Here is a 26191-nt window from a genome sequence, read left to right on the forward strand (position 1 = left end):
TAGCCAGCTATTCGCCTCAAAAACCCGCGAAATCTGTCTCAAACCGGTCTTTCCCTCGCTACGATCGCGTAAGTCCGACAGGCTGCTAGCAGCGGCCAATATGGGATTGATGAACCAGTTTAGGTCGATTTAAGCAAAGACAATACTTGCTGTGGAGAGGCGTTTGCTTGAGCCTGCGCTGCGGTATTTGCCTGTGCGCGGATTTGTTGTTGCGCGAGGTTTGCAGTGCTGGCTGCGTAATCTGTGTCGGCAATCCGGCTTTTTGCTGCCGAAAGGTTTTCTGCCCGGTTTTGCAAATTGGCGGCGCTTGCCGTTAGCCGATTACTAACTGCGCCATAATCAGATCTTGCACTAGAAACCGAGGCTAAATCACTATCCAACCTAGATAGCGCCTGACCAGCAGATGCTGCACTGGATAAATTGATTTGCCCTGAGCTGCTATTAAGTTGAGTAAGGTCTGGTCTTGAAATAGATAGCTGATCCCCCGCATTAGCCCCTGCCTGAAAATTCAAATTCCCTTGGCCTTGCAGCAAAGGCTGCCCATTAAAACTACTGTTTTTTACGATATCGCTATTAGATAAAGCCAGTTGATTGGCTTCTTCTTGAATAGCAGATCGATCTTGGCTGCTAAGCGTATCGTTGCCCGCCGCGACAGATAGCTCACGGATACGCTGGGTATTATCTTGCAGGCTTTCAAGTGCGCCATCGGCAACTTGGGTGAGTGAAATACCATCATTAAGATTTGATCTAGCCTGATTGCTGCCAGCAATTTGCGCCGCAAATTGTTCTATCAGGATGGTGCTAGCAGGGTTTGTTGTTGAGCTGCGCTGGCCAGAAGAAAGCTCACTGAGCGTATTGCCGAGTGCTTTTTGTGTGCCGCTTAAACTATTTTGCGCATTAAGCGAGGGCAGATTAGTAGTGATTCCGATAGCCATGATTTGCTCTCCAACAGAAGTACTCCTTAACCATACTCCGCTTGCTGAACAGCTTCAATCATCGCGCGCCATAACACAGACCTGTGGTCAATATATCTAAATCTGGATTAGGTTTGCGTTACCTCATTAGCGTTTCATTAAGGTCATGGCAGTATGCTTACTAGAATTTTATAAGGATATTTATTGTGATTGCGTTACAGTTTTTGGTGGTCATTGCTGCCATCTTGCTTGGGGCTAGGCTTTCTGGAGTTGGCCTTGGAGTGATGGGCGGTTTAGGCTTGGCAATCTTGGTATTTATCTTTGGTTTGCGACCCACAACGGCCCCAATCGATGTAATGCTGATGATTCTTGCCGTGATCACCACGGCAGGGTGTTTGCAGGCTGCAGGCTGCAGGTGGGATGGAGTTTTTGGTGCGTATTGCTGAAAAATTACTGCGCAAAGACCCTAAGCGCATCACTTTGTATGCGCCCTTAGTGACTTACTGCTTTACTCTTTTTGCAGGCACTGGCCACGTTGCTTATGCCGTATTGCCAGTCATTGCCGAAGTTGCTCATGAGTCTGGGGTACGGCCTGAACGGCCTTTATCCATTGCGGTGATTGCGTCACAAGCCGCGATTACAGCGAGCCCTATTTCTGCGGCAACGGTAGCATTGTTATCTTTGCTTTCCCCTGCGGGGATTCATTTGGGGGATATTTTACAGATTGCTATCCCAGCAACACTATTGGGAACCTTGGCAGGGGCATTTGCAGCAAGTCGACAAGGCTGTGAATTACAGCTTGATCCAGTTTATCGCGAGAAATTAGAGCGGGGTGAAATTCAAGCGCTGCAAAAAGCAGAACAAGAACTACTTCCTAAAGAGGCAAGTCGTTCGGTATGGGTTTTTTTGCTTGCGGTGATTGCGGTGGTGATGCTCGGTACTTTCCCAGCCTTGCGCCCTACTTGGGATGTGGCAGGTAAAAGCGTGCAGCTCGAGATGTCTCAGGCGATTGAAATTGTGATGTTGTCTGCTTCGGCGCTAATTTTATTGTTCTGCAAAGTAAAGCCAGATGAAGTGGTGAAGGGATCGGTATTCCGTGCTGGCTCTGCTGCTGTGATTGGGATTTTTGGTGTGGCTTGGATGGGGGATACGTTTATTCACGCCAATATGACGCTGTTTTCTGGATCAGTAAAAGAGATTGTAACGGCACAACCCTGGTTGTTCTCGATTGCCTTGTTTGGTATGTCAATTATGCTTTATTCGCAAGCTGCAACGATTCGCGCTTTGCTACCTTTGGGGATTGCCTTAGGCATACCTGCCCCAGCTCTTATTGCTATGTTTCCGAGCGTTAATGGTTACTTTTTTATTCCTAATTATCCAACCGTGATTGCGGCGATTAACTTTGATCGCACTGGAACAACACGAATTGGCAAATATTTACTAAATCATAGTTTTATGTTGCCAGGGCTAGTCTGTTCCGTGGTTTCTGTGGGTTCTGGCTTCGCTTTGGCACGTATCCTATTGTAATATAAAGAATATTACCTTTAACTCTGGGTAATGCTCACTGGCCGTATCTTAGAAAAATCGCAGATGATAGGGGCTATGGACGCCCAAATGCAAATCTCTGCTCCGGCTAGGAGCTCGCACAATCAACTTGATGTTGCGAACCAAAAGCAGCAGTTTCGCTTGCAAGTGTTGGCTGCGCGAGCCGAGGCCGAGATTAAGGCGCAGCAAGTTAATCACAGTGCTCATCAGATCGTGAGTGCTGCTCTCTCTGATGGGCCAGCAAGAAATATCGCCGATAGCAAATCGGTAGAGAATCAACTCATGCAATCGCAGATCTGGATGGCTCCCGCCATCTATGCGGCTCAGCAAGCAAGTACCAGGCAGGAAACACCTTTTCATCCTCGGCAAGCGCAGCGGATTGAAAATGCGCTGGCAAAGTATCAGGCTATCGCCTCCATTGGGGAGGCAGAGTCTGAAGCAGGCTTGTCAACCAGCGCTTAGGTTGGGTTAAATTGATTTTGAAGGCGATGATAAAGATATAACTTGGGCTTGGTAAGCCCAAGTTATATTTCATCCTTTTACCGCTTCGTTTTTAAGGCAGCCAACGCTGCAGCCATTGCGCCTTGGGCTTCTGGCTGGCGCTCCACTATTTTCCTGTCTTTTGGTGTCATGCTTTGCTTGGAGATATCTGCGCTTGGCGTTGCGTTATCAGTCAGGCGCATGGTCAGTGCAATGCGTTTACGTGGTACGTCGATTTCCAGTATTTTCACTTTGACAACATCGCCGGTTTTAACTACTTCACGCGGGTCTTTAATAAAGCGGTTGGCCAGTGCCGAGATATGTACAAGGCCATCTTGATGTACGCCAATATCGACGAACGCTCCAAAGTTGGTCACATTGGTCACTACGCCTTCCAACACCATTTCTAGCTTTAGGTCAGAAATTTTTTCTACGCCTTCGGCAAAGCTGGCGGTTTTAAACTCTGGGCGTGGGTCGCGGCCGGGTTTTTCCAATTCGCTCAGAATATCTTTGATGGTGGGTATGCCAAATTGCACATCGGCCAGCTCGCTTGGGTTTAGGCTTTTGAGTAGCGTGCTGTCGCCAATAATTTGGCCGATATTTTTGCCAACCTTAGCGATGATTTTTTCCACCAGCGGATAGGCTTCTGGGTGAACCGCTGAAGCATCTAGAGGGTTACTGCCCGCCATTACGCGTAAAAATCCTGCCGCCAGCTCAAAGCTTTTATCGCCAATACGCGGTACTTTTAGTAGTGCTTTACGTTCTGCAAAAGCGCCGTGTTGATCGCGATAACTCACAATATTGGCCGCCATAGTGGCCGTTAGCCCAGAGACGCGGCTTAGCAGCGGCACTGATGCAGAGTTCACATCCACTCCCACCGCATTTACGCAATCTTCAATCACGGTATCGAGCATTTTAGCTAGCTCATTTTGGTTTACATCGTGCTGATACTGGCCCACGCCAATGGCCTTAGGATCGATCTTTACCAGTTCTGCCAGCGGATCTTGCAAGCGCCGAGCAATGGATACCGCGCCACGGATGCTGACATCCAGTTCTGGGAATTCTTTAGCAGCCAGCTCGGACGCGGAGTAAACTGAGGCTCCCGCTTCAGATACCACCAGCTTTTGCATCGCCAGCTCAGGCAGCAGCTTGATCAGCTCAATGGCTAGTTTGTCGGTTTCACGGCTGGCCGTGCCATTGCCGATAGAGATCAGTTCTACGCGGTGTTTTTTGGCTAGCGCAGCAAGGGTAGCGATTGATTCGTTCCAAGCTTTGCGCGGCTCGTGCGGATAAATCGTGGCGATATCGAGCAGCTTGCCGGTGCGGTCTACTACGGCCACTTTTACACCAGTACGCAGGCCAGGGTCTAGGCCGATGGTGACTTTGGGGCCAGCAGGTGCGGCCAGTAGTAGATCTTTCATGTTGCTGGCAAAGACTTTAATCGCCTCAATATCGGCTTGTTCGCGCAGCTGGCTGAGCAGCTCCGCCTCAAGGCTAGTAAAGATTTTGGTGCGCCAGCTCTGGCGTACGGTGTCATTGAGCCATTTGTCAGCAGGGCGGCCTAAGTTTTGCACGCCAAAGCGCTCGGCAATGCGCATCTCACAGCTATTTGGGGGCGCATTACGCAGGCTAGTTGCCTCTAATTCTTCGGGTAGCAGCACCGATAATTGCAAAATGCCTTCGTTTCTACCGCGCAAAATCGCCAGAATACGGTGCGATGGCATGGCCGATATTTTTTCATGGTAATCAAAATAATCGGTGAATTTAGCGCCTTCTTCTTGCTTGCCTTCAATCACGCTCGTTTTGCTGCTGGCTTGGCTATGCAAATGGCTGCGAAGCTTAGCAATCAGCTCTGCGTCTTCGCTAAAGCCTTCAATCAGGATGGCGCGCGCACCATCTAGTGCCGCTTTGGCATCTGTGATATCCGCATTCAGGAAAGCATTGGCGGCGTGTTCTGGGGTGAGATTCGGGTTGGCAAGGAGCTGTTCGGCCAGCGGGGCCAAGCCGGCTTCTCTGGCGATCAGTGCTTTGCTGCGGCGTTTTTGTTTGAATGGTAGGTAGAGGTCTTCTAGTCGTTGTTTATTATCTGCACTAAGCAGTTGAATATTTAGCGCTGGGCTAAGTTTACCCTGCTCGGTGATATTGCTAATGATGGCGCTACGGCGCTCTTCTAATTCACGCAGATAGCTAAGCCGCACCTCCAGATTACGCAGCTGGGTATCATCCAGCCCTCCGGTTACCTCCTTACGGTAGCGGGAGATAAAGGGGACGGTGGCTCCATCGTCTAAAAGCTGAACTGCCGCTTCAACTTGGGCGGGGCGGCAGGCGATTTCGCTGGCAATACGTTGGTGAATGGAAGGCAGCATAAGGCAGATTCTAATAAGTACATGAAGCGTTGCATTTTACGGCTTTTTTTGCGGAAGTTATGTAGAACAATTTTGTAGCTACAAAAAGCACAGAGTAAAAAGGCGAGTTGATCCCCTTTTTTCTTTGATTGATTTATTTTACTGCGAGGTTCAATAATCATTTTTTAAAAATCATCGCTACTTTTTATTGTTTTAAGGCCTCGATTAAAGCGAGAAATAAGCTCTTTGGCTCGGGGATGCTTTTTCCAGCTGATTTGCGCGCGTTTATCCGCAGGGAAATTTTTCTGCAATAAATACTGGCCTACTTCTATCTTGATAGGAAACAAATCTATATGCGCTGCCAGCAGCTTGCGAAAGCCAGTGATATCATCTGCACCGGTATCAGTTACCAATATTCGCTGTTTTTGCAGTAGAGCAAATTATTCAGAATAAAAATTGCTTAGGATCTGTTGACGTTTCATTCGCAATTACGCTGAGCCGGAAAACGTCAACAGACCCTGGTAGTAATGCCAATACGGGCATTTTTTAAATCACTTAATTTATCCCATTGATTTTTTTACTTACTAAAAAAACCATATTGGTAGTAATAACTGGATCGGTATAAAGAAAATCTAGCTGCCGATCTGCAGAGATAGCCCAGCCAAAGCTACCACCAAATATTCCTTTATGGGCTACTTCTAAGGCACATGATTAGTAGAGGTGAGTTATTTGGTTAATCAGATCATGCATGATGTACCTCGCTAGACACAAGGGGCAGCTACGCACAGGGACATGATTATCCGAAACTAAACACTTATGCTAATCGAGTATTTATTGCCGTGCGGGAGGAGGCATTAAGCCAATAAACTCTGGATAATCAGTAATAATGCCTTGCAAGGGAAATGCTTGGCAAATAAGGTGCTCAGCTTCTGTGTGTGCACCATAGACAAAGTTATTAAACCCTTGTGCATGGCTTTGTTGGATTAACTCATTATCTAGAGCTTCATAATCCCAAACTATGGCTCGTAAACGTGGGTATGGCAGGGCGCAGAGCAGAAGCTCATGGATTTGCGCGGGGCGATGAGCAATCAGCAAGCCGCAATCAATTTTTAACTCTTTAGCAACATCAATGATGATTTCATGCCGAAAAGAGGTGACAAGTAGTTGGCAATGATCGATATAATTTTTTAGTATATTAATGCAGCTAGGCAATACAGATGGTGTTTTTATTTCTATATTCCAATAAGCATCTGGAAACGCATCGAGCGCTTCGGCTAAAGTTGGAACTAAATAACCCGTTAAATGAGATAATTCATTGCGGCTTAATGCTGATACTGCAATGCCATTGGGGGCATTTCTATCATGGTATAAAATGGCTTCGCCATCGGCTGCCAACCTAACATCAGTCTCTATTCCTTTAAAACCTGCAGTTAGGCTTAATGCAAAGGCGGCAAGTGTATTTTCAGGTGCTGTACGGTGTAAACCGCGATGTGCTAGTTGCAACATAGAATGGGTTACACTTTTGGAAAAATTCAATCTTTCAATAATAGGATGCGGTGCATGTTTCATGCTAGAGGTTTTCTGAAGAAATCCGGCATTATTTTTTTATTAGCAGTGATGGGCTTATCACCACTTGTATCTGCGTCTGAGCGTCCTCGTATTGGTTTGGTGTTAGGCGGGGGCGGCGCTCGTGGCTTGGCTCACATCGGTATATTAAAGGTACTTGAAGAAGCTCGAATCCCTATTGATTGCGTAGTGGGAACCAGCATTGGGTCCTTAGTGGCTGGAGCTTATGCGGCGGGCCGCACACCGGCTGAAATGGAAGAAAGGGCTACGGAAGCTAATTGGGATGACTTATTAAGCTCTAACTTGCCAAGGCAATTAAGTGCTATTCGTAAAAAACAAGATGATAAGCTCAATTTAGTGGGTATTGAGTTGGGGCTGAAAGATTCTGGCGAAGTAGCTCTGCCTTCTGCTGCAATTAGTACACAAAAAATTGAATTATTTTTACGTGAAATGACTTTTGGCGGCACGGTTTCATCTTTTGATGCGCTAGCCATTCCTTATCGGGCCGTGGCAACTGATATTGAAAACGGTGAAATGGTGGTGTTAAAAGATGGGGACATTGTTACCGCCATGCGGGCAAGTATGGCCGTACCAGGCTTATTTCCAGCCGTTTCTCATGGCTCACGTTTATTAGTGGATGGGGGATTGGCCAGAAATGTACCGGTGGATGTGGCCCGCTCACTTTGCGCTGATGTGATTATTGCCGTGGATGTAGGTGCTCAGCCCTTAAATAGAGAAGATATTAATAGTATTTTAAGTACTGCTGATCAATATACTCGCTTGATGGTGGCTCAAAATGTTAAGCCGCAATTAGATAGCCTTACTTTGCGTGATATTTTGATTACGCCTAATTTAGCTAAATTAAGTTCTTCTGATTTTAAACGCGGTAAAGATTTGATTAGCAAGGGTGAAGAGGCAGCGACGCTCAGCTTATATCAACTGAGTAAATATGCATTACCTGAGGCGGAGTATAAAGCTTGGCAACAGCAAAGATTAGCTAAAAAAATGTCACCTCAACCAGTGCAAATGGTTGAAGTAACCCCTATGCGCAACATTAATCCAGACGTTTTGAAAGAAGCGGTTGATGTGCGAATTGGCATCCCATTAGAGTCAGATATTTTTCACAAGCGTTTGTCTGAAGTTTACGCCCGAGGTGATTTTTCTCAGTTAGATTATGAGCTTACAGAGCACGGTGGCGCGCAGCGGCTGACTTTAATCCCCATAGAAAAAGATTGGGGGCCAAATTACTTATCTTTTGGCTTGGGGATGGGTACTGATTTTGAAGGTAATAATCCTTATAGTTTAACGGCCATGTACCGCCGTACCTGGATTAATTCTTTAGGGCGGAGTGGAAGACCTCACTTAGGGTTGGGGACACGATGGCGTTTCAGTCAGAGTTTTACCAGCCATTACAATTAGATGGCTATGCTTTTATTGCGCCCTCAATACAGTTTAAATCTAGCCCCGTATCTTTTTGGTTTAATGGTGAAAATGTAGCTCAATATAGCTATAAACAATCGCGGATTGGTTTAGATTTAGGATCAAGCTTGACGCGTTTTGGTGAGGTGCGGTTAGGCGTGGCGTATCAGCACTATGATGCCGCAAAGCAAATCGGAGAAAACTTTGGGCCCTATGATGTTTTTGGGGATTATGGCGTTAGTATGAGCATGTATTATGATCAATTAGATAATCTTAATTTCCCTGGTAAGGGTAATTTATTTCATTTATCTTCTTATTATGCTTTAAAAGGGCAGGGTGATTTTAATCCATATGGTCGAGTAGTCATGGATGCGGAACACGCGTTTTCTGTGGGGGAGGTAAAAGGTAATTTCTCTGTACGCGGCCATTACTCGCATAAGCAAGCGCCATTTATGCCAGACTCTCAATCTTTAGGTGGTTTTTTAAATTTATCGAGTTATCGCCAAAATGAATTGCTTGGGAAGCATACTCTTTATGCTAAGGCGCAGATTTATTCGCCGGTTACTCTATTAGGTTTGAGCGTAGGGGGGAGCTATTTAGGGGCAGCATTTGAAATGGGGCGGGCGTTTAATTCTTCGGATATTGACAAAGAAGGTTGGCATAACTCTGTAACTGGGTTTTGGGCTGCAGACACTTACCTTGGGCCTTTCTATTTAGGTGCTGCTTATGGTGATAATAAAAAGCTGCGTTATTACTTGATGCTGGGAAATCAGTTTTAATTTGCTTTTTAAAGGGAGATGGCAATGTTGAAATTAAGTCTAGTAGCTAGTTTGTTGGCATTGTGTGTTGGCACTGCTAATGCGGGCCTACAGCAAGAAAAAATGGCAACGTGTAATAAAGATGCGGCAACACAATCTTTAAAAGGTGATGCACGAAAAGTATTTATGAGTAGTTGTTTAAAGGCCGCTCCTGCTTCAGCACCCATGACTCAGCAAGATAAAATGAAGCAATGCAATAAAGATGCAACGGGTAAGAAAGGTGATGAGCGTAAAGCCTTTATGAGTACTTGCCTGAAAAAATAAGTCTTAATATCGGCCAGATGCAGAGTCTGGCCGATATTAAGTTGCGCTACTGTAGTTTCGGCTCTGACCCTTTTCACGCTCCCCGTATAGCGTATGGCTGCTAGCAGCTTGTCGGACTTAAGCGATCGTAGCGAGGGAAAGGCCGGTTTGAGACAGATTTCGTGGGTTTTCGAGGCGAATAGCTGGCTATTCAACGAGAAAATGCGTGAAATATGGCCAAATCCGGCTTTTCCGTAGTAGATCAGTCTTAAGTCCGACAGGCTGCTAGGGTAGGGGGATACACGCCAAAGCATCACGAAAAAAGAGCCGCTCGCTTGGGAGTAATTCAAATAGCAGGGCGCGCAATCGCTCTATGATTTGATAGGCGGTCAGGCTTGCCCCTTGCTCATATACACAAAACCATGCTGCTTCCAGTAAGAGATTAGCGAGTTGTAAGGAGGGGAAGCTAACATGGCCACTATCGTATTCTTCTAGTGTAAATTGCGCCCAAGAAAACCAACTGCTAAAGCCTTTGCTAGGTGAAAAGGGGGCAGGGAAAGGCTGTAATGCTGTGGCAGCTGCTGTTAATGACAAAGGCTGCTGTAGGCGAAATCCCTCTAAGGAAGCCGCGCCCTCAGCCAAGCAATTACCCCGTGCAATACGCAGAATAAAAATGGTATTCCATGCCGAGGCACTCCCTACTCCAAACCGATCACAGATCCATTCTGATAAGCCCAGCCAGCGCATCGCCTGAACTTGTACGCTGGCTTGGGTGAGCTTTAATAATTTGAGCTGGCTAAATAGCCATAAACACCAGCCAATATTAGCCGCCACATGTTGGACTGCATCGATAGAATCGGCCTCGCATGCGGCTTCTAAGGCATAGCTTAGCGCTTGTAATGCGGCATCAGCGGATTCGTGCCGTAGTGTGCAGCCTTCGGCCATGGCGTCATATTTGTACAATAAGGCACTTAAATTAAGGTATTCAAAGCGTACCCGAGGGTTGTAACGCACCACAGGTCCAAGGGAGGGGGAGGCTTCCAGCTGAAGCAGCAGCATGCGTGATGTTTCAATATCGCCATGAGTGTAGCGGTCCCATGCGTGTACGATTTGTGCCATTGCCGCAAATGTGGGCTGAGCACTCGCTAATTGCCCCACTGCGATAATATGTTCAAAGCGTTTTAAGGCTTGTTTGCTCTCTGGTAGTAAATCGCTGCGACGCCACGCTAAACTGGCTTTCATTAGGGCGAGCGCCTGCTGGAAATCATCGTGTGCGCACTCTTGAGCAAGCAAAAATGGATCACTCATACGTAGAGCGGCTGGACGGACAAAGCCATCGTGACCTTCACGCATTCCTTGAGTGAGATGCTTCCAAAAGCTCATATCCTGCATTACATAATCCACGCCCTTACGCTCAGCTGTTATGCTCATTTGGGGGTGGGTAGAGGTTTGTATTCCTAAGAAAGAGGTCAGATCGCTAGGGGCTAGGCTTGCGCCTTGCTGGGTAAATGTGAGGCGATCTAGGCTTTGCTTGGCGAGCCAAAATGGCCCTCGGCTGCGTTGTGCCGGATTTAACATCGATACATCTAGCTGTTGATCATGTCCCCAGCCCACGGTGATTTGTAGGCGAGAGTATTCTGCAAATGCACGCGAAATGAGCATCCGAATAGCTTGTGCCCGTGGGAAATGGGCACGGATGGCGGCGGCGGTTAAGCAGCGTTTTTCGACTTGCTGAGCGTAAACTATACGCAGTAACAGCCACAAGGATTGGTAGCGTATAGGCTCATCTCCTGCTTGATAGGGGGGAGATAATTCAATCACGATAGGGAGGTGTGGTTTAGTCATGGGTACTTTAAATTCAAATAAAACCGTGTTTACCTTGCTGTGAAGTAAACAACGTAAATAGCAATTATGCAATAGGCGTAATTAAATGTTGTAGCTGCAATACACTATCATATTGAATTAATTAATTATCTATTTAAATTTAAAAGCTATGACTAGGTTACAGATGTTACAAAATAGCATATTTACCAAATAGCATGGCTTTTATTACTATGTGCCTCTCGATTAAGTGACCCATTAATAGATAGGTAATGAAAGATGTTATTAAATAAATCTACACTAGTAATAGGCTTGTTGATTGCAATGGTTCATTCTGCACATGCATTTCAACCTGATTATGAAAATATATTTAAGGGCTATGATGGCTGTTTTATGCTTTACGATAACAGCAGTAAAAAAATGGTAAGTGAATATAATCCAAATAATCGTTGCTCACAACGAATTCCCGTAAATTCGACATTTAAAATTCCTTTAGCGCTAATGGCTTTTGATGCTAAAGTGATTAATAAAAACACTGTATTTAAGTGGAATGGTAATCGATATGAGCTTCCCGGTTGGAGTGGTGATCAAACTCCCGCTAGCTGGGAGAAATACTCCGTGGTTTGGGTGTCTCAACAAATCACGCCGCAGCTGGGCTTAGATAAAATAAAACAATATCTAGCTGATTTTGATTATGGCAATCAGGATTTTTCAGGTGACCCAGGTAAAAATAATGGTTTAAGCAATGCATGGCTGAGTAGTAGTTTAAAAATGTCGGCTAAAGAGCAAATGGCTTTTTTGCAGCATTTTGCAAATGGTAGCTTAGGGCTTAGCCAGCAAGCCATGGCTGAAACTAAAAAAATAATTTATGTGGGAAAATTAAACCATGGCGCTGATTATTACGGTAAAACCGGTAGTGGTTGGAAAAACAGAGATGACAATGGCAATAATCAAAATAAAATGCGTGATGGTTGGTATATCGGCTTAGTGGAAAACGCAGGTGAACAATATATATTTGTGAGTAATCTTACAGATACAGCGCTCCCAAGTGCTACTGATAAGCAAATGGGGGGGGCAATTGTAAAAGAAATTTCACTTAAACTATTGAATAGCTATTTCTCTTCTTAAAGACTGTGTGGCATAAATAGCGAATGGGCCTGCTCAGACTGTCCCTTTCGCTATTTGGGTACGTGGGCAGCTTTAATCTGCTAGTGATAGGATCGGCCGTGCTGTAGCTGAATATGGTTAGTAGAGCGATGCAGCTTATCTGCTTCTTTTTACAAAGAAGGTGCTTAAATAAAGTCTGGCTTTAGGTAACTTGAATTTGCCCTTATCATCCCAATCTATTGGGGGAAGCATCCTTATTATTTATCGTATCCTACCCAATATGACATTTCTTAATCGCCTATTTAGCAAGACCACTGGAATATCTGCCATGCCCGCTACCGAGCTCCTCCTTGCCGCACTTGCTATTCAAATAGACCCAAATACGGGCCGCGATTATGTTTCGGCTAAGTGTATTAAGAATTTAAAGTCTGATCAGGGTGCGGTAAGCCTTAATATTGAGCTTGCTTATCCAGCGGCTAGCCAATTTTCTGCAATTAAAAGCCAAGTAGAGCAAGCTTTATTGGCGGTAGATGGGGTGAAATCGGCCCAGGCCTCTGTATCGAGTCATATCGTGGCTCATGCTGCGCAGCGTGGTTTGCCATTGCAAAAAGGCATTAAAAATATTATTGCGGTGGCTAGTGGCAAGGGGGGGGTGGGCAAATCAACCACGGCGGTTAATTTGGCCTTGGCGCTGGCGGCAGAAGGCGCGAGCGTGGGGCTATTAGATGCAGATATCTATGGCCCATCGCAGCCAACCATGATGGGCGTTGCTGATCAAAAACCTGAAGCTGTAGAGAATAAATATATTTTACCGATTGAAAATCACGGCATTAAAACGATGTCGATTGGATTTTTAATTGATACCGAGCAGCCTATGGTGTGGCGCGGTCCAATGGTCACTCAAGCTTTGACCCAGCTTTTGAATGAAACCATGTGGGGCGAGCTAGATTATTTGGTGATTGATTTGCCACCTGGCACGGGTGATATTCAGCTGACTCTAAGCCAGAAAGTACCCGTAACTGGCGCGGTGATTGTAACCACACCACAAGATATTGCCCTGCTGGATGCACGTAAGGGCATTAAAATGTTTGAGAAAGTAGGCGTGCCGATTTTAGGCTTAGTTGAAAACATGAGCATGCATATTTGTAGCCAATGTGGTCATGCCGAACCTATTTTTGGTGAGGGCGGTGGGGCAAAAATGGGTGCTGACTACGGAATTGAATTGTTAGGCCAGTTGCCGTTGGATTTGTCGATTCGCCTAAATGCCGATGCTGGTAAGCCATCGGTAGTGGCTGATCCAAATGGCAAAATTGCTGGGCTATATAAATCTATTGCACGCAAAGTAGCGGTAAAAATTGGCGCTAAGTCACAAGACTTCTCCAGCAAGTTTCCAAAGATTGTGATTCAGAAAAACACTTAATTACTCTTCAGATATAGAAAAGCCCGACTGACCATGTCGGGCTTTTTTATGGGCAGAATATCAAGTATTAACCAGCGCGTAATTTGCTCGCTGAGGTGGTTTCAATCCATTTACGTACACGCTGTGCATCACCAATACGGGTGTATTTACCATTTGAATCGAGTAAAACAATGACCACAGGTGTGCCATCAATGGTGGCTTGCATCACCAAGCAACGGCCAGCCTCATTAATAAACCCAGTTTTGGACACGCCGATAGTCCAGTCTTCTGCTTTGACCAGTGGATTGGTGTTGTGAAATGCCAAGTTTCTGCCGGTTTGGCTAGAAATAAAGCTGTATTCACTGCTAGTGGTGAAGTCGTGAATTTCTGGATAGTGATGTGCGGCTTTGACCATTAAAGCTAATTCGCGCGGGGTTGAGACATTGCTTGGCGTTAGGCCGGTTGAATCATAAAAACGGCTAGTACGCATGCCAAGCGATTGGGCTTTTTCATTCATTTTACGAATAAAAGTAGCTTGGCCCGATGGGAAAGTGCGTGCTAAAGCCGCGGCCGCGCGATTTTCAGAAGCCATGAGTGCTAAAAGCAGTAATTCGCCACGGGTTAGGGTGGTGCCCACCGTTAGACGCGAAGTGGTGTTTTTTAGCGTATCAACATCCGCTTGGCTAATCGTCAGTAATTCATTTAATGGCAATTGCGCATCCAGCGTTACCATTGCTGTCATTAGTTTTGTAATGGATGCGATAGGCGTGACCGCATCAGCATTTTTCTCAAACATAATTTCGCCACTTTGCTCATTAAGCACCAATACGCCCGTGGATTGCACGCCAGGGTTATCAAGTGTGGTGGACATGGCTAAAGTACGAGAAATAGTGACATCTTTGCGCGCGTTGGCAATGGCGCGGTTGGTGATCTGCTTATTGCTTGATTTGGCTGTTTTTGATGTTTTAGCCGCCGGTTTAGACGTTTTTGCCTTGGCTGACTTATTTTTCGCTGAAGGTTTAGCTTTAGCGCTGTGATTTGAGGTTTTAGAGATCGACGATTTTGTAGCCGATTTATGACCCGTATTTGCCGCCGCAGTGGCCGGCACGATCAGGCCAAGCGCTGCAACGAGGGTGCAGCAAGAGAATATGCGGTACAGCATGAGATAAGACTCCGAAGGCTAAGGACAGCAAAACATCACACTACCATCCTTCATAATTGTAGTTTTATTTTACGCAATGAATTTAAAAATGTCATGTTAAATCAAATAGTACGGTAGGATTTGATAGAAATCGGATTAGAGTATTTTTAAGTGATTTTGTCTTTTTGCGGCAAGTTTGTTGTTGCACCGCAGCAATAACTTGCTAGAATGGTGTTCCTTTCGAGTTGCTTTCGGAGAAAACCGATGTTTAATAACAAACCGATGGATGAATTTTTCAAGCAGCTTACTGACACCAACCAGAAACTGTTGCAAAGCTGGGTAAATCTGGCTCAACCAGGCGAACCTGCCGCCGAGCTAGCTCCAATGCATCAGATGATGTCTGGATTAACGCAAAGCAATCCTTTTTTAGCTCAGAATGGTGATTTCTATCAGCAGCAGCTCGATTTATGGCTGGGCTTAATTGGTGCCAAAGAAAAGGCGTCCGTTGCAGTTCCTGATAAAGGTGATCGGCGTTTTAATGCGCCAGAGTGGGAACAGCCACTATTTGATTACATTAAACAAAATTATTTGGTTACCTCGCGCTGGTTATTACAGCTAGTAGACCAAGCCAATACGGACGACGCCGCACGCGAAAAAATGAGTTTCTTTACTCGTCAATATGTCGATGCGATGAGCCCAGCAAACTTTGCTTTTACCAATCCAGAGGTCATGAAACTGGCTTTAGAAAGTAAAGGTGAAAGTCTGCAGGAAGGTATGAAAAAGTTAATGGCGGATATGCAAAAAGGCACAATCACCATGACTGACGAATCTCAATTTGAGGTCGGCAAAAATCTTGGTATCAGCCCAGGGCAAGTCGTTTTTGAAAACGAATTGTTCCAATTATTGCAATACACCCCCGCTACTTCTCAAGTTTATTCTCGCCCTTTGTTGATTGTTCCTCCTTGTGTAAACAAGTTCTACATTATGGATTTGCAGCCTGATAATTCCTTAGTGGCCTACGCCGTGAGCCAAGGTTTTAAAACCTTCTTGGTTTCTTGGAAATCAGTGACGCCAGAGATGGGGCACTTAGAGTGGGATGATTACGTTGAAAATGGGGTAATTAGCGCTTGTGATGTGGTGCGCAAGATTGGCAAGTCCGAAAAAATCAATGTGCTGTCTTTCTGCATTGGTGGCGAATTAGTGTCTACCTCTATGCCTGTGATGCAATCGCGTGGTTTAGATTGGATCGAATCGGTTACTTTAATGACCGTGATGATCGATCACACTGAGCCTGGCGATATCAAGCACTTTATTGATTGGAATCTGATTCGCAAACGTGAAGCACTGTTAAGCGAAGGTGGTGTGATTGGTGGCAAAGAGCTATCTCGCACCTTTTCGGCCTTGCGTTCAAATGATTTAATTTGGAACTACGTGGTTAATAATTATCTAAAGGGTAAAACACCAGCACCGTTTGATTTACTCTATTGGAATAATGATTCGGCGAATTTGGCTTTGCCGATGCACACTTTTTTCCTACGCAATATGTATTTAGAAAACAATCTTACAAAGCCTAATTCATTCAGCCTTTGTGGGGTGCCTATTGATTTAACCACGATTACTGCACCTACTTATATCTTTGCTGCGCGCGAAGATCATATTGTGCCTTGGCAATCTGCCTATTTAAGCACCCGTATTTTCAAAGGTCCACTACGCTATGTACTTGGGGCTTCAGGCCATATCGCAGGCGCGATTAATCCGGTAAAAGCCAATAAGCGTAATTACTGGGTAAATGAAGATTTATCGGGGGATTCAGAGGCTTGGCTGAATGGGGCAGAATCTCGCCCAGGTAGCTGGTGGCAAGATTGGAGCCAATGGCTGATTCCCTTTTCAGGGGAGCAAGTTGCAGCGCCTAAAACACATGGCAATGCGGCATTTAAACCGATTGAACCTGCGCCTGGTCGTTATGTGAAAGAGCGTTTAGAGTAAGCGATTGCTCATTTATTATTTAGTCAGAACTTATTAGATATCTTGTTAGGTTTTACACGCTTTAATTTGTATGTTGATCGGCATCTTGCCACTGACAGGCTTAAATACCCTCTACCGCCATCGTGCCGAGGGTATTTAAGCCGACTCTTGATACAGCCTTTTTAAGGGAACTACCGCATGACTGAGATCGTGATTGTTGCTGCTGGCCGTACTGCTTTAGGAAATTTTGGCGGAGGCCTAGCCAAAGTGCCGGCTGCAGAGTTAGGTGCGACCGTAATTCGTGGTTTGCTTGCAAAAACCGGCGTTGCAGCAGATCAAATCAGCGAAGTAATTTTAGGTAATGTGCTGACCGCAGGCCTAGGTCAAAATCCTGCTCGCCAAGCGCTGCGCCGTGCGGGGTTACCCGATTCCATTCCTGCATTAACCATTAACCAAGTGTGTGGTTCTGGCCTTAAAGCCGTAGCACTAGGTATGCAAGCTATTTTATCGGGTGAGAGCGAGATTGTTATTGCGGGCGGGCAAGAAAATATGTCGGCATCGGCCCATATTTTACCAGGCAGCCGTGATGGTTTTCGCATGGGTAATGCCGCACTTGTCGATACCATGGTGTATGACGGTTTAACCGATGCTTACAATAACTACCATATGGGTGTTACGGCAGAAAACATCGCTAAAAAATACGGCATTACGCGTGAAGAGCAAGATGCATTAGCGCTGTCTTCACAAATGAAAGCAGCAGCAGCACAAGAATCTGGCCGTTTTGCTGATGAAATTTTCCCAGTGCTGATCCCTCAAAAGAAAGGCGATCCTATCGTGTTTGATCAAGATGAATTTATCAAACCCGCTACAACCACCGAATCTTTAGCCAAATTACGCGCTGCCTTCGATAAAGAAGGCACGGTAACTGCAGGTAATGCATCGGGCATTAACGATGGCGCTGCTGCGGTAATGTTAATGAGCGCTGCTAAGGCTAAAGAGCTAGGCCTTACGCCACTGGCAACGATTCGTGCTGCCGCTTCCGCGGGTGTAGACCCAACCATTATGGGTATGGGCCCAGTGCCAGCCACTCAGCGCGTATTAGCACGTTTGGGCTGGAGCATTGATGATTTCGATTTAATTGAAGCCAATGAAGCTTTTGCGGCGCAGGCTTTAGGCGTAGCGCGTGAATTAAAGTGGGATACTAATAAAGTAAACGTTAATGGTGGTGCAATTGCTTTGGGCCATCCAATTGGTGCCTCAGGCTGCCGTATTTTGGTAACGCTATTGCATGAAATGCAACGTCGTGATTCTAAAAAAGGTTTAGCTACACTATGTATTGGTGGCGGTATGGGGGTGGCTTTAGCCGTAGAGCGTTAATGCTCGGCAATTAAATCCTTAAGCAAAGCCCTCAGATCGAGGGCTTTTTTTTGCCGAGGATTTTTATAATTTCCCATAGGGGCAATCAGCAGGGCGCTGTATCTTGCTTAAGCGTTTAGTATTAAACAAATTTAATTTATTCTAATTTGCAAAGTAGGGCCGTATTTTGTCTATAAATAAGCAGCTGATGACAAGCGTTAATGTCTTGTTTCTGTTTGTTTTTAAAGGAAAAAATGATGACCAGTGTTAAATTAGAGTCTAGCTTGGATTTCCCAAATCCAGATCACTGGGAAGTTGCCGCAATTGCCTTGGCTTTGCAAGAAGGCTTTGATTGGCACTATCGCTTATTTAGAGAATCAAGCCGCAAGGCTAGAACACATTTTAAAAATGGCGATTTTCACGCACAGCGTGCAGAAGTGCGTGATCGGATCGCATTTTATGATTTACGGGTGATTGAAACCGCAGAGCGTCTTAAGTTGGATTTTAATGCCGATAGCTTGCCTGATGCTATTTGGTCAAAAGTTAAACTTTATTTTATTGGCTTGTTGATTAATCATCAGCAGCCAGAGCTGGCAGAAACTTTTTTTAATTCAGTATGTTGCCGTATTTTACATCGCACTTATTTTCATAATGATTTTATATTTTATCGTCCCGCAGTATCAACTGAATATATCGAATCAGAGCCGCCTATTTATCGCAGTTATTATCCAATCCAAACGGGGCTAAATGCAACTTTGGCAAAAATGTTTACGGATTTTAATTTAGAGTTGCCTTTTGTTAATTTAACCAGAGATGTACATCGTTTACTCTCTTCTTTGCATAAATTCTTAGGTCGTTGGCCAGAATTTGCTTTAAATACTCAAATTCAAGTTTTAGCTTCGCCATTTTATCGTAATAAGGCGGTTTATATTATTGGTAAAGCGATACATGAAGATTTAGAAATCCCTTTTGCTTTACCGCTTTGCCGTGATGCAGAAGGGCAATTATTTTTAGATGCAGCTTTATTTGAGCCTTGGCAAATCAGCCATTTGTTTTCCTTATCCCGAGCTTATTTCTTAGTGGATATGGAAGTGCCATCTGCCTATGTGCGTTATTTACAAAAACTGATGCCAGATAAATCACGGGCCGAGCTTTACACCATGCTGGGCTTAGGTAAGCAAGGTAAAACCATGTTTTACCGTGAGTTGGTTCATCATTTGCGCCACTCCACCGATTCATTTGTGTTTGCACCGGGTACCAAAGGCATGGTGATGATTGTATTTACTCTGCCATCGTTTCCCTTTGTTTTTAAAATTATTAAAGATATTATTGCCCCGCCAAAAGAAGTGGATCGCAGTATTGTTAAAGCCAAATATTTATTAGTTAAACAGCATGATCGGGTTGGGCGTATGGCCGATTCGCTAGAGTTCTCTGATGTGGCGCTGCCTAAAGAGCGCTTTAATGAAGAATTATTGGTAGAAATTAGAAAGCTGGCCCCGTCTATTTTAGAAGAAACGGATGATAAAGTAATTTTGCGACATTTATATATTGAAAGGCGCATGATCCCACTGAATATCTTTATCGAAAAACGCCGTGATGATGAAATCAATGCAGTAATTGAAGATTATGGTAATGCCTTGCGTGAATTGGCCATTGCTAATATTTTTCCTGGCGATATGCTCTTTAAAAATTTTGGGGTAACTCGAGAAGGGCGAGTGGTATTTTATGATTACGATGAAATTGAATATATGACCGATTGTGATTTCCGCCGTATTCCACCACCACCTGCTCCAGAGTTTGAAATGAGCAGCGATACTTGGTTTAGCGGTAATCCCAATGAAGTGTATCCCGAAGAATTTGGCATTTTTCTATTAGGCAGGGATGATGTCAAAAAAGCATTTATGAAGCATCACGCAGACCTACTTACGGTGCGCTTTTGGCAGCATGCAAAAGATCGGATCAAGCAGGGCTTTATTGAAGATTTTTTTCCTTATCCGCAGGAAGAGCGCTTTGCTAAACGTTTCCCAAATAAATCATAAATGATTGATTTATGTTAATCACGAAATACACACAAACAAAAGCGTTTGGGTGTATTTCGTGGTGTGAAAATAAAATGAGCTAAGCTCTTTATTTCACATCAAGCAATTCAACATCAAACACCAGCGGGGTATTTGGCGGAATGACATCACCAGCACCGCGTGTACCATAAGCCAGATCAGCAGGGATGATCAGCGTTCGCTTACCGCCAATTTTCATTCCTGCTACACCTGCATCCCAGCCTTTGATAACGCGTTTTGCACCCAGTGGAAAGCTAAAGGGGCTTTTGCCAACCGAGCTATCAAACATTGTGCCGTGTTGTTTCTCTGCCTTAGCGTCAAAAAGCCAGCCGCTGTAATGCACTGTAACCGTGCTACCCGCAACAGCTTCTTTGCCGTTACCTACTTTTACATCGATTTGCTCAAGTTTGCTTGGGGCAGTAGCAAGCGCCGCTGCTGGGGCTGCGTGTGCGAAGCCATTCAAGCTTGCAATGCCTAAGGCAATACAGAATAAGCGAGATTTCATTTATTAAGCTTCCTAAGTTTACTGTGCATAAATTATAACACGTCCATAAATACTATTTATTGTAAGTAAATTGGGTTTGGAAGGGCGGTTAATGAACAAATACATATAGACATTAAGTTGCGCCTATCCTGGCATTTAATAATCAAAAATAAGTAAAAATATTAATGAATTCTTTTATTAGCATGCCTGACTTATATTATTTAAGTATTGTATCAAAGAATAAAATTTCACTGATTGGGGTGAATTAGCTAGCCGCCTTTTTAGGCTAAATTACTGCCGCGTTTAGTGGTTTAAATGACATTCCCATGCCCATCCTAGATTATTTCAACGTTTCACCAGCACAGGCATATTGCTTATCTAATGTGCTTATGCCTAATCCTGATGATTTATAGATTTTTAATTGCACGGGAATACGCTCTTTTAGGGCTTCTACATGGCTGATGATGCCTATCATTTTGCCGCTGGCATTAAGCTGATCGAGCGCGTCGAGGGCGATTTCTAGGGTTTCGCCGTCTAGCGTGCCAAATCCTTCATCTAAAAATAGCGAGTCAATCGATGTCTTGTGGCTGACCAAGTCAGACAGCGCTAAGGCCAGCGCTAGGCTGACTAGAAAACTTTCGCCGCCAGATAATGTTTTGGTGTCTCGCGCCACATCGCCTTGCCAGGTATCGATAATTCCCAGTTCCAGCTCACCTGTGCTTTTTCGCATCAGCTGGTAGCGGCCATGTAGGCGCTCCAACTGACGGTTTGCCAGATGAATCAGATGATCCAGCGTTAAGCCTTGTGCAAACTTGCGATATTTTGCACCATCGGCTGAGCCAATCAGGCTGTTGAGATGCTGCCAGTAGTCGTAATCCACACTCTTGGCCGCAATTTCATCAAACAGCGCCGACTGGCCACTGCGCCTTGCATCGTCACCCTGCAATGCCCCACGAATTTCCCCTTGGCGCTGGGCCAGCTGGGTGATTTCTGCGCTGAGGCTGGCCAGTTGCTCATTCAGCTCAGGGATTTCAAGTGCTGTTTTGGCCTCTGCCTGCAGCGGCGCTAAAATTTGTTCCGCGCTGCTGAGCAGGGTGTTGGCGCTGATCAGCGAATTATCGAGCTGCTGTTTGAGCGCGCTTAAGGCATTGCGCTGATCGTCTTCCAAGCGTGCGGCTATATATGCGGCTTCATCTGCAAAAGGGCTGGCAGCCAGCGTGCTCTGCCATGCACTGCTGGCGCTTTGCTGCTGCTCCTCATGCTCTTGCCTGCGTTTTTGTAGGGTGATTTCTCGCCCCTTTTGCTGGCTTATTTGCTCTTGCAGGCTGCTGATCTGTGCGGTGCATGCGGCTAAATCGGCTTCGGGCTGGTGGGAGTCAGCCAGTGCCGCTTGCGAGGCTGCACCCGTTTCCTGCCAGCATTGTTGCCTGGTGTTTTCTACCTGTTTAGCGGCATTGACGGCTTGCTGCTGAATGATTAAATCTTGTGCCAGTTGTTGCAATTGTTGCTGCGCGGCCTGCCAGCTTTGCCATAGGGATTCTTGCGTTCCTAGCCAAGCGTGGCTGTCAGTGGGAAGTTCTTGATCGGGCAATGAGAGCCGCAGCAGCTCGCTTTGGGTGGCAAAATGCTCAGCCAGCTTGCCCAGTCTTTGGCTTAAATCTTTTAGATGGGCTTGGGCGTTTTCCAGCTTTTGCGTCAGCAATTGCAAAGCTTGCTGGCTATCGCTCAGTGCTTTATCCGTGGCGAGCCTTACTTTTTGTGCTTGCTCAAGCTGCGCCTTATTCTGCGCTAGCTGGTTTAAGGCGGCTTCTGCAGCTTGCAAGGCGGCGCTGTGCTGCTGGCTCAATGCGGCTAAATCAGGGGCCGCAGTCGATAGCTTGTTGCAGAGCAGATTCCACTGCTCAAGCTGCTCTGCGACTAGGGCTAAATGTCTTTGCTGCTGAGATTCCAGCGTGCTGATTTCTGCTTCTAACTTGGTGAGATCAAGCTTGAGCGCCTGTCCCTCTTCGGTAAGCTTTTCCAGCTCCGCCTGTTTGGCATCTAGTGCGGCGGCAGTGGCAGAAACATTCAGTGCTTGGTAATCATGAATGGCCGGATGCTTAAGAGACCCGCAGAGCGGGCAGGCTTCATGGGCTTGCAATTGCTTGCGATATTCTTCCAAGCCTTGAATGCGTTGTTCTTGCTCTAGTAGTTTTTTCTTATCGCTGACCTGCTGTTTTAAATCGCTAAACGTCAGCCTGAGCGTTGCCAGTGCCAGTTCTTTTTGACCTAATAATGCTTGTTTTTCGTTGATTGCCACCGCCAGATCGCCTGACTGTTGCTGTGTTTTTTGTCTGCCGATTTCCAACTCGGCCAGCTTAGCGATATCTACGCTTCGCGCAAGTAAGCTTTGTTTTTGCTCCCAAAAAGCAGCCTCGTCTTTGCCAGCCAGAAGGGCCTGCCATGCCGCTTGCGCGGTGTTTTCTGCCTGCAGGGCCGTCTGATTTGTTGCTTGATTGCTATCGACGCTTAGCCTAAGTGCTGCTTGCTGCTCAATCAGCGACTGAATATCTTGCTGTTTAATCTCTGTTGTTAGCCTGCTGATTTCGCTTGCTTGCGTATTTAGGTCTTTAAACTGTGCTCGCCAGCCTACCAGTTGCTCGCCCAGTTTTGCGTGCTCAGGGCGCTGGGTGCTGATTAATTTACTCTGCGCTGCCTGGGTTTGGCCAAGCTGGGTGCGGCTCTGCTGGCTGAGTTGCGTAGCCAGTTGCTGCGCTTGCCAGAGCTTGGCTCGGTGTATCTCAAGTGCGCGGCCTTGCTGTGCTGTTAGCTGCTGCTGCTCTTGCTCTGTGCGGGTGAGTGCCTCTGTGGCTAGGCTTAACGCGCTGTAAGGCACTTGCAGTTTTGCCGCTGGCTCGCTTCGGGCTAGCTGATCCAGCTGCGGCTGGGCGCTGGCAAGTGCGGCAAGGGCTGCTTGCTGGCGAGATTGAGCGTCAGCGTGTTGGCTATTGGCTTTACTCAGTGCTTCACGCCATTGGCGATTAATTTGCACCTGGCTTAATTGGCTTTGCAGCGTTTGTTCGGTCTGGGCTAAGTCAATCGTTTGCGTATGTAAGTCACTGCGCTGCTCTTCGCTAAGTAGCTCGACACCGGAAGCCTTGGCGCGCAGCTGGTCGAGCGCTTGCTTGCTGCTGCGGGTTTGCTCGAATACCGATTGCGAAATCTGCCCGTAAATATCGGTGCCGGTTAGCTCTTCTAAAAGCTCGGCACGCTCGTTGGCTGCAGCATTTAAAAAGGCCGCAAAACCACCCTGAGCTAGCAACATGGATTTGGTAAAGCGGCCAAAATCAAGGCCGGTCAGAACCTCGGTGAGTTTGAGCTTTTCATTAATCTTATCGCTCAAGATCAGGCCAGTGGCATCCGCCAGCTCCACTCTTGGTGCTTGCAATGCGCCGCTTGCCAGATTACGCGCACGGCGTTGGCTCCAGAAAGCGCGGTAGCGGCTGCCTTTCACTTCAAACTCTACTTCTGCAAGGCAATCGCTGGTGTGGCGGGTCATCAGCTCATTGCTGCTGGCCGAAATACTGCTCATGCGCGGGGTTTGGTGATAAAGCGCTAGGCAGATGGCATCCAGCAAGGTGGTTTTACCCGCGCCGGTGGGGCCGGTAATGGCAAATAGGCCGTTATCTTTAAAGGGCGCGGCGGTGAAGTCGATTTTCCACTCGCCTTTTAAAGAATTCAGATTTTTTAAACGCAGGCTAAGCAGCTTCATGCCTTGCCCTCCTGCAATAAGGTGACGGTTTGTGCATAGCGTTTTTCCAGCTCGATCAAGAGTGGCGCTTCGATTTTTTCGCTGGCGATGCGCTGGGCAAATACATCGGCGGGACTTAGCTCAGCTAGCGTTTCCTTGCTGTCCGCTTGCCAAGTGCTGGCCACATTGCCGCGTTCTCTGCGGATGCGCAGCACTTCTATCTGCGTGTCTTTAGTCAGCTCTTTTATACGGCTTTGTAAGTCGCTAAGGTAATCATCGCTGCTGACCAGCACTTCTAGCCAGATGGATTCGCCTTTTGCGAGTGCGCTGATGGCGGATTCCAGCTCAGTCAGATTACCGCGTAAGGAGATGAGCTGCTGAGAACGAGGGATGGCGAGTGGCTCAACCGCTTGCAGGCCCTCATGATTGAAGCTGACCAGCAGCACTTCTTTGGCCTGTTTTGCTTCATCAAAGCTCAGAGGAATCGGCGAGCCGCAGTAGCGGATATGCTCAAAGCCACCGACTTTTTGCGGGCGATGAATATGCCCCAGCGCAATATAGTCAGCAGGTGGAAAAGCACTGGTGGGGAAGGCTTCCAGCGCGCCAACATAAATCTCACGCACCGATTCACTGGCGCTTGCGCCAACCGTGGTGAGATGGCCGGTTGCGATGATGGGCAACATTGGCAACCCAAGCTCATTTCGCATCTCCAATGCCCGCTGGTAGAGTGCTTGGTAGTGCTGAAAAATACCGTCTTGCAAGCTAAGCTGCTTTTCATCGCTACTTTGTCCCGCCACGCTTTGCTGCACATCGCGCGCACGGATAAAGGGAATCGCACATAACATTGCTCCAGCGCTGCCGTCTTTTTGCTTGAGCAATAAAACCTGCTCGCTAGCATCCACCGCCACGCCAGGGATCACGCAAGTATTGAGCTCGGCCAAGAGTGATTTGCTTTCGCCTAAAGTGGCTACCGAGTCATGATTCCCACCCAGAATAATCAGCCTCGTGCCTGTTTTGCTGAGGGCCACAATAAAGTGGTTGTAAAGCACACGGGCATAGCTGGGCGGCGAGCCGGTATCAAAAATATCTCCAGCCACCAAAATAGCATCGGCATTGTGGGTGATCGCGCTAGCCAGCAGCCAGTCTAAAAAAGCCTGATGCTCAGCTTGGCGCGTCTTGCCCATAAAATGCTGGCCAAGATGCCAGTCAGATGTATGTAAAATTTTCATGAAGTAGGAAAGAATGGAGTCAGTATAAGGGGATTATGCAGGCAGGCGGGATGGCCGTCTTGTTCTTATTCAAATAAGTAAAAACCACCGGCGGCGAGATTCGATAGTTTTTTGCTATAGATGCCTTACTGAGATTCAAATGGCATTTTTAAATGAGAGCAAATATCATTTGATAATAAAATCAATTGACCGAATAGGATTGAATCATGACTAAAACAATTACTTTTGCGATGGTGCACTTTAGCGTCGCTTTTAGTGTGGCCTATCTGATCACAGGCAGTATCGGCATGGCTGGTTTTCTGGCCTTAATTGAGCCTATGGTCAATACCGTTGCCTATTTTTTTCATGAAAAAGCATGGGATGCTTACCGACTGCGGCGCAGTAAACATCCGCAAGGTAAGCATGTAGTGTCATAGCCGCGGATGGCTGCTACTCTGAGGTGCGTAGCTTATGAGATGCTGTTTTTAAATAGATTTTCTGAGGAAATCAAGCCCTGATATTTACTGAAAACTCGCGTAATGGGCTGCCTCCGTGATTTGGCAAAGTGTGAATGAAACGTCAATAGGTACTAA

Annotated in this window: 21 protein-coding genes; 12 read left to right on the top strand and 9 right to left on the bottom strand. The window is 46.3% G+C overall.

Annotated elements, in window-relative coordinates; genetic code table 11:
- Positions 1-119: 119 nt before the first annotated feature.
- Positions 120-935, bottom strand: a complete 816-nt coding sequence (locus C1H71_RS12250; RefSeq protein ID WP_130106792.1) for a flagellin N-terminal helical domain-containing protein — start codon at positions 933-935, stop codon at positions 120-122.
- 185 nt (positions 936-1120) lie between these two features.
- Between C1H71_RS12250 and C1H71_RS21825 the strand changes: the two genes are divergently transcribed.
- The 3 genes from C1H71_RS21825 (at position 1121) to C1H71_RS12260 (ending at position 2921) form a co-directional block, all read left to right on the top strand.
- Positions 1121-1360, top strand: coding sequence for an anaerobic C4-dicarboxylate transporter family protein (locus tag C1H71_RS21825; RefSeq protein ID WP_308418283.1), 240 nt, complete (start codon positions 1121-1123; stop codon positions 1358-1360).
- On the top strand, positions 1347-2441 hold the full coding sequence (locus C1H71_RS12255; RefSeq protein WP_308418284.1) for an anaerobic C4-dicarboxylate transporter: 1095 nt from the start codon (positions 1347-1349) through the stop codon (positions 2439-2441). The genes C1H71_RS21825 and C1H71_RS12255 overlap by 14 nt, the downstream gene beginning before the upstream one ends.
- An 87-nt stretch (positions 2442-2528) precedes the next feature.
- Positions 2529-2921, top strand: coding sequence for a hypothetical protein (locus C1H71_RS12260; protein ID WP_130106793.1), 393 nt, complete (start codon positions 2529-2531; stop codon positions 2919-2921).
- A gap of 77 nt (positions 2922-2998) precedes the next feature.
- Here the strand turns inward: C1H71_RS12260 and C1H71_RS12265 are convergent, their stop codons facing one another.
- From C1H71_RS12265 to C1H71_RS12275, 3 genes are all read right to left on the bottom strand, one after another.
- Entirely contained in the window at positions 2999-5305 is a 2307-nt protein-coding gene (locus C1H71_RS12265) for a Tex family protein (protein ID WP_130106794.1), read from the bottom strand.
- A 164-nt stretch (positions 5306-5469) separates the two neighbouring features.
- Entirely contained in the window at positions 5470-5697 is a 228-nt protein-coding gene (locus C1H71_RS12270) for a hypothetical protein (protein ID WP_130106795.1), read from the bottom strand.
- Positions 5698-6115: 418 nt separating this feature from the next.
- Entirely contained in the window at positions 6116-6790 is a 675-nt protein-coding gene (locus C1H71_RS12275) for a glycerophosphodiester phosphodiesterase (protein ID WP_188053234.1), read from the bottom strand.
- Positions 6791-6844: 54 nt separating this feature from the next.
- Between C1H71_RS12275 and C1H71_RS12280 the strand changes: the two genes are divergently transcribed.
- Genes C1H71_RS12280 through C1H71_RS12290 form a run of 3 tightly spaced genes read left to right on the top strand, consistent with a single transcriptional unit; the run spans position 6845 to position 9351 of the window.
- The gene (locus tag C1H71_RS12280; protein WP_188053236.1) at positions 6845-8269 is read left to right on the top strand and encodes a patatin-like phospholipase family protein; all 1425 of its coding nucleotides are present in this window, start codon (positions 6845-6847) and stop codon (positions 8267-8269) included.
- Positions 8230-9048, top strand: coding sequence for a BamA/TamA family outer membrane protein (locus tag C1H71_RS12285; protein ID WP_130106798.1), 819 nt, complete (start codon positions 8230-8232; stop codon positions 9046-9048). Before C1H71_RS12280 ends, C1H71_RS12285 begins: the two co-directional genes overlap by 40 nt.
- 24 nt (positions 9049-9072) lie before the next feature.
- Entirely contained in the window at positions 9073-9351 is a 279-nt protein-coding gene (locus C1H71_RS12290) for a PsiF family protein (RefSeq protein WP_223145860.1), read from the top strand.
- 264 nt (positions 9352-9615) lie between these two features.
- Here the strand turns inward: C1H71_RS12290 and C1H71_RS12295 are convergent, their stop codons facing one another.
- A complete protein-coding gene (locus tag C1H71_RS12295) occupies positions 9616-11175 on the bottom strand; it encodes a hypothetical protein (RefSeq protein WP_130106800.1) in 1560 nt (519 codons plus the stop codon).
- Between the two features lie 255 nt (positions 11176-11430).
- Here C1H71_RS12295 and C1H71_RS12300 point away from each other — a divergent pair, with 255 nt between their 5' ends.
- Positions 11431-12279: a class D beta-lactamase gene (locus C1H71_RS12300; protein WP_130106801.1), complete on the top strand. Its 849-nt coding sequence runs from the start codon at positions 11431-11433 to the stop codon at positions 12277-12279.
- A 307-nt stretch (positions 12280-12586) separates the two neighbouring features.
- Positions 12587-13678 carry an iron-sulfur cluster carrier protein ApbC gene (gene apbC / locus C1H71_RS12305; protein ID WP_130106802.1) on the top strand — a complete coding sequence of 364 codons (1092 nt, stop codon included), beginning with the start codon at positions 12587-12589 and terminating at the stop codon, positions 13676-13678.
- Positions 13679-13745: 67 nt separating this feature from the next.
- On the opposite strand, the gene pbpG is transcribed toward apbC, so the two are convergent.
- On the bottom strand, positions 13746-14819 hold the full coding sequence (gene pbpG / locus C1H71_RS12310; protein WP_130106803.1) for a D-alanyl-D-alanine endopeptidase: 1074 nt from the start codon (positions 14817-14819) through the stop codon (positions 13746-13748).
- Positions 14820-15062: 243 nt separating this feature from the next.
- Between pbpG and C1H71_RS12315 the strand changes: the two genes are divergently transcribed.
- The 3 genes from C1H71_RS12315 (at position 15063) to aceK (ending at position 20158) form a co-directional block, all read left to right on the top strand.
- Positions 15063-16784 carry a PHA/PHB synthase family protein gene (locus C1H71_RS12315; protein WP_130106804.1) on the top strand — a complete coding sequence of 574 codons (1722 nt, stop codon included), beginning with the start codon at positions 15063-15065 and terminating at the stop codon, positions 16782-16784.
- 177 nt (positions 16785-16961) lie between these two features.
- Positions 16962-18140, top strand: coding sequence for an acetyl-CoA C-acetyltransferase (locus C1H71_RS12320; RefSeq protein WP_130106805.1), 1179 nt, complete (start codon positions 16962-16964; stop codon positions 18138-18140).
- A 233-nt stretch (positions 18141-18373) separates the two neighbouring features.
- Positions 18374-20158 carry a bifunctional isocitrate dehydrogenase kinase/phosphatase gene (gene aceK / locus C1H71_RS12325; protein ID WP_262488285.1) on the top strand — a complete coding sequence of 595 codons (1785 nt, stop codon included), beginning with the start codon at positions 18374-18376 and terminating at the stop codon, positions 20156-20158.
- Between the two features lie 88 nt (positions 20159-20246).
- Here aceK and C1H71_RS12330 read toward each other — a convergent pair whose 3' ends face one another.
- The 3 genes from C1H71_RS12330 to sbcD all read right to left on the bottom strand — a co-directional run bounded on the left by C1H71_RS12330 (position 20247) and on the right by sbcD (position 25619).
- Positions 20247-20573 carry an FKBP-type peptidyl-prolyl cis-trans isomerase gene (locus tag C1H71_RS12330; protein WP_262488455.1) on the bottom strand — a complete coding sequence of 109 codons (327 nt, stop codon included), beginning with the start codon at positions 20571-20573 and terminating at the stop codon, positions 20247-20249.
- A gap of 427 nt (positions 20574-21000) precedes the next feature.
- Positions 21001-24411: an exonuclease subunit SbcC gene (sbcC, locus tag C1H71_RS12335; RefSeq protein WP_130106807.1), complete on the bottom strand. Its 3411-nt coding sequence runs from the start codon at positions 24409-24411 to the stop codon at positions 21001-21003.
- A complete protein-coding gene (sbcD, locus tag C1H71_RS12340; RefSeq protein ID WP_130106808.1) occupies positions 24408-25619 on the bottom strand; it encodes an exonuclease subunit SbcD in 1212 nt (403 codons plus the stop codon). The genes sbcC and sbcD overlap by 4 nt, the downstream gene beginning before the upstream one ends.
- A 206-nt stretch (positions 25620-25825) precedes the next feature.
- Between sbcD and C1H71_RS12345 the strand changes: the two genes are divergently transcribed.
- Positions 25826-26035, top strand: coding sequence for a DUF2061 domain-containing protein (locus C1H71_RS12345; protein WP_130106809.1), 210 nt, complete (start codon positions 25826-25828; stop codon positions 26033-26035).
- Positions 26036-26191: the final 156 nt, after the last annotated feature.

The organism is Iodobacter fluviatilis (assembly GCF_004194535.1).
GTDB classification, from domain to species: Bacteria; Pseudomonadota; Gammaproteobacteria; order Burkholderiales; family Chitinibacteraceae; genus Iodobacter; species Iodobacter fluviatilis_A.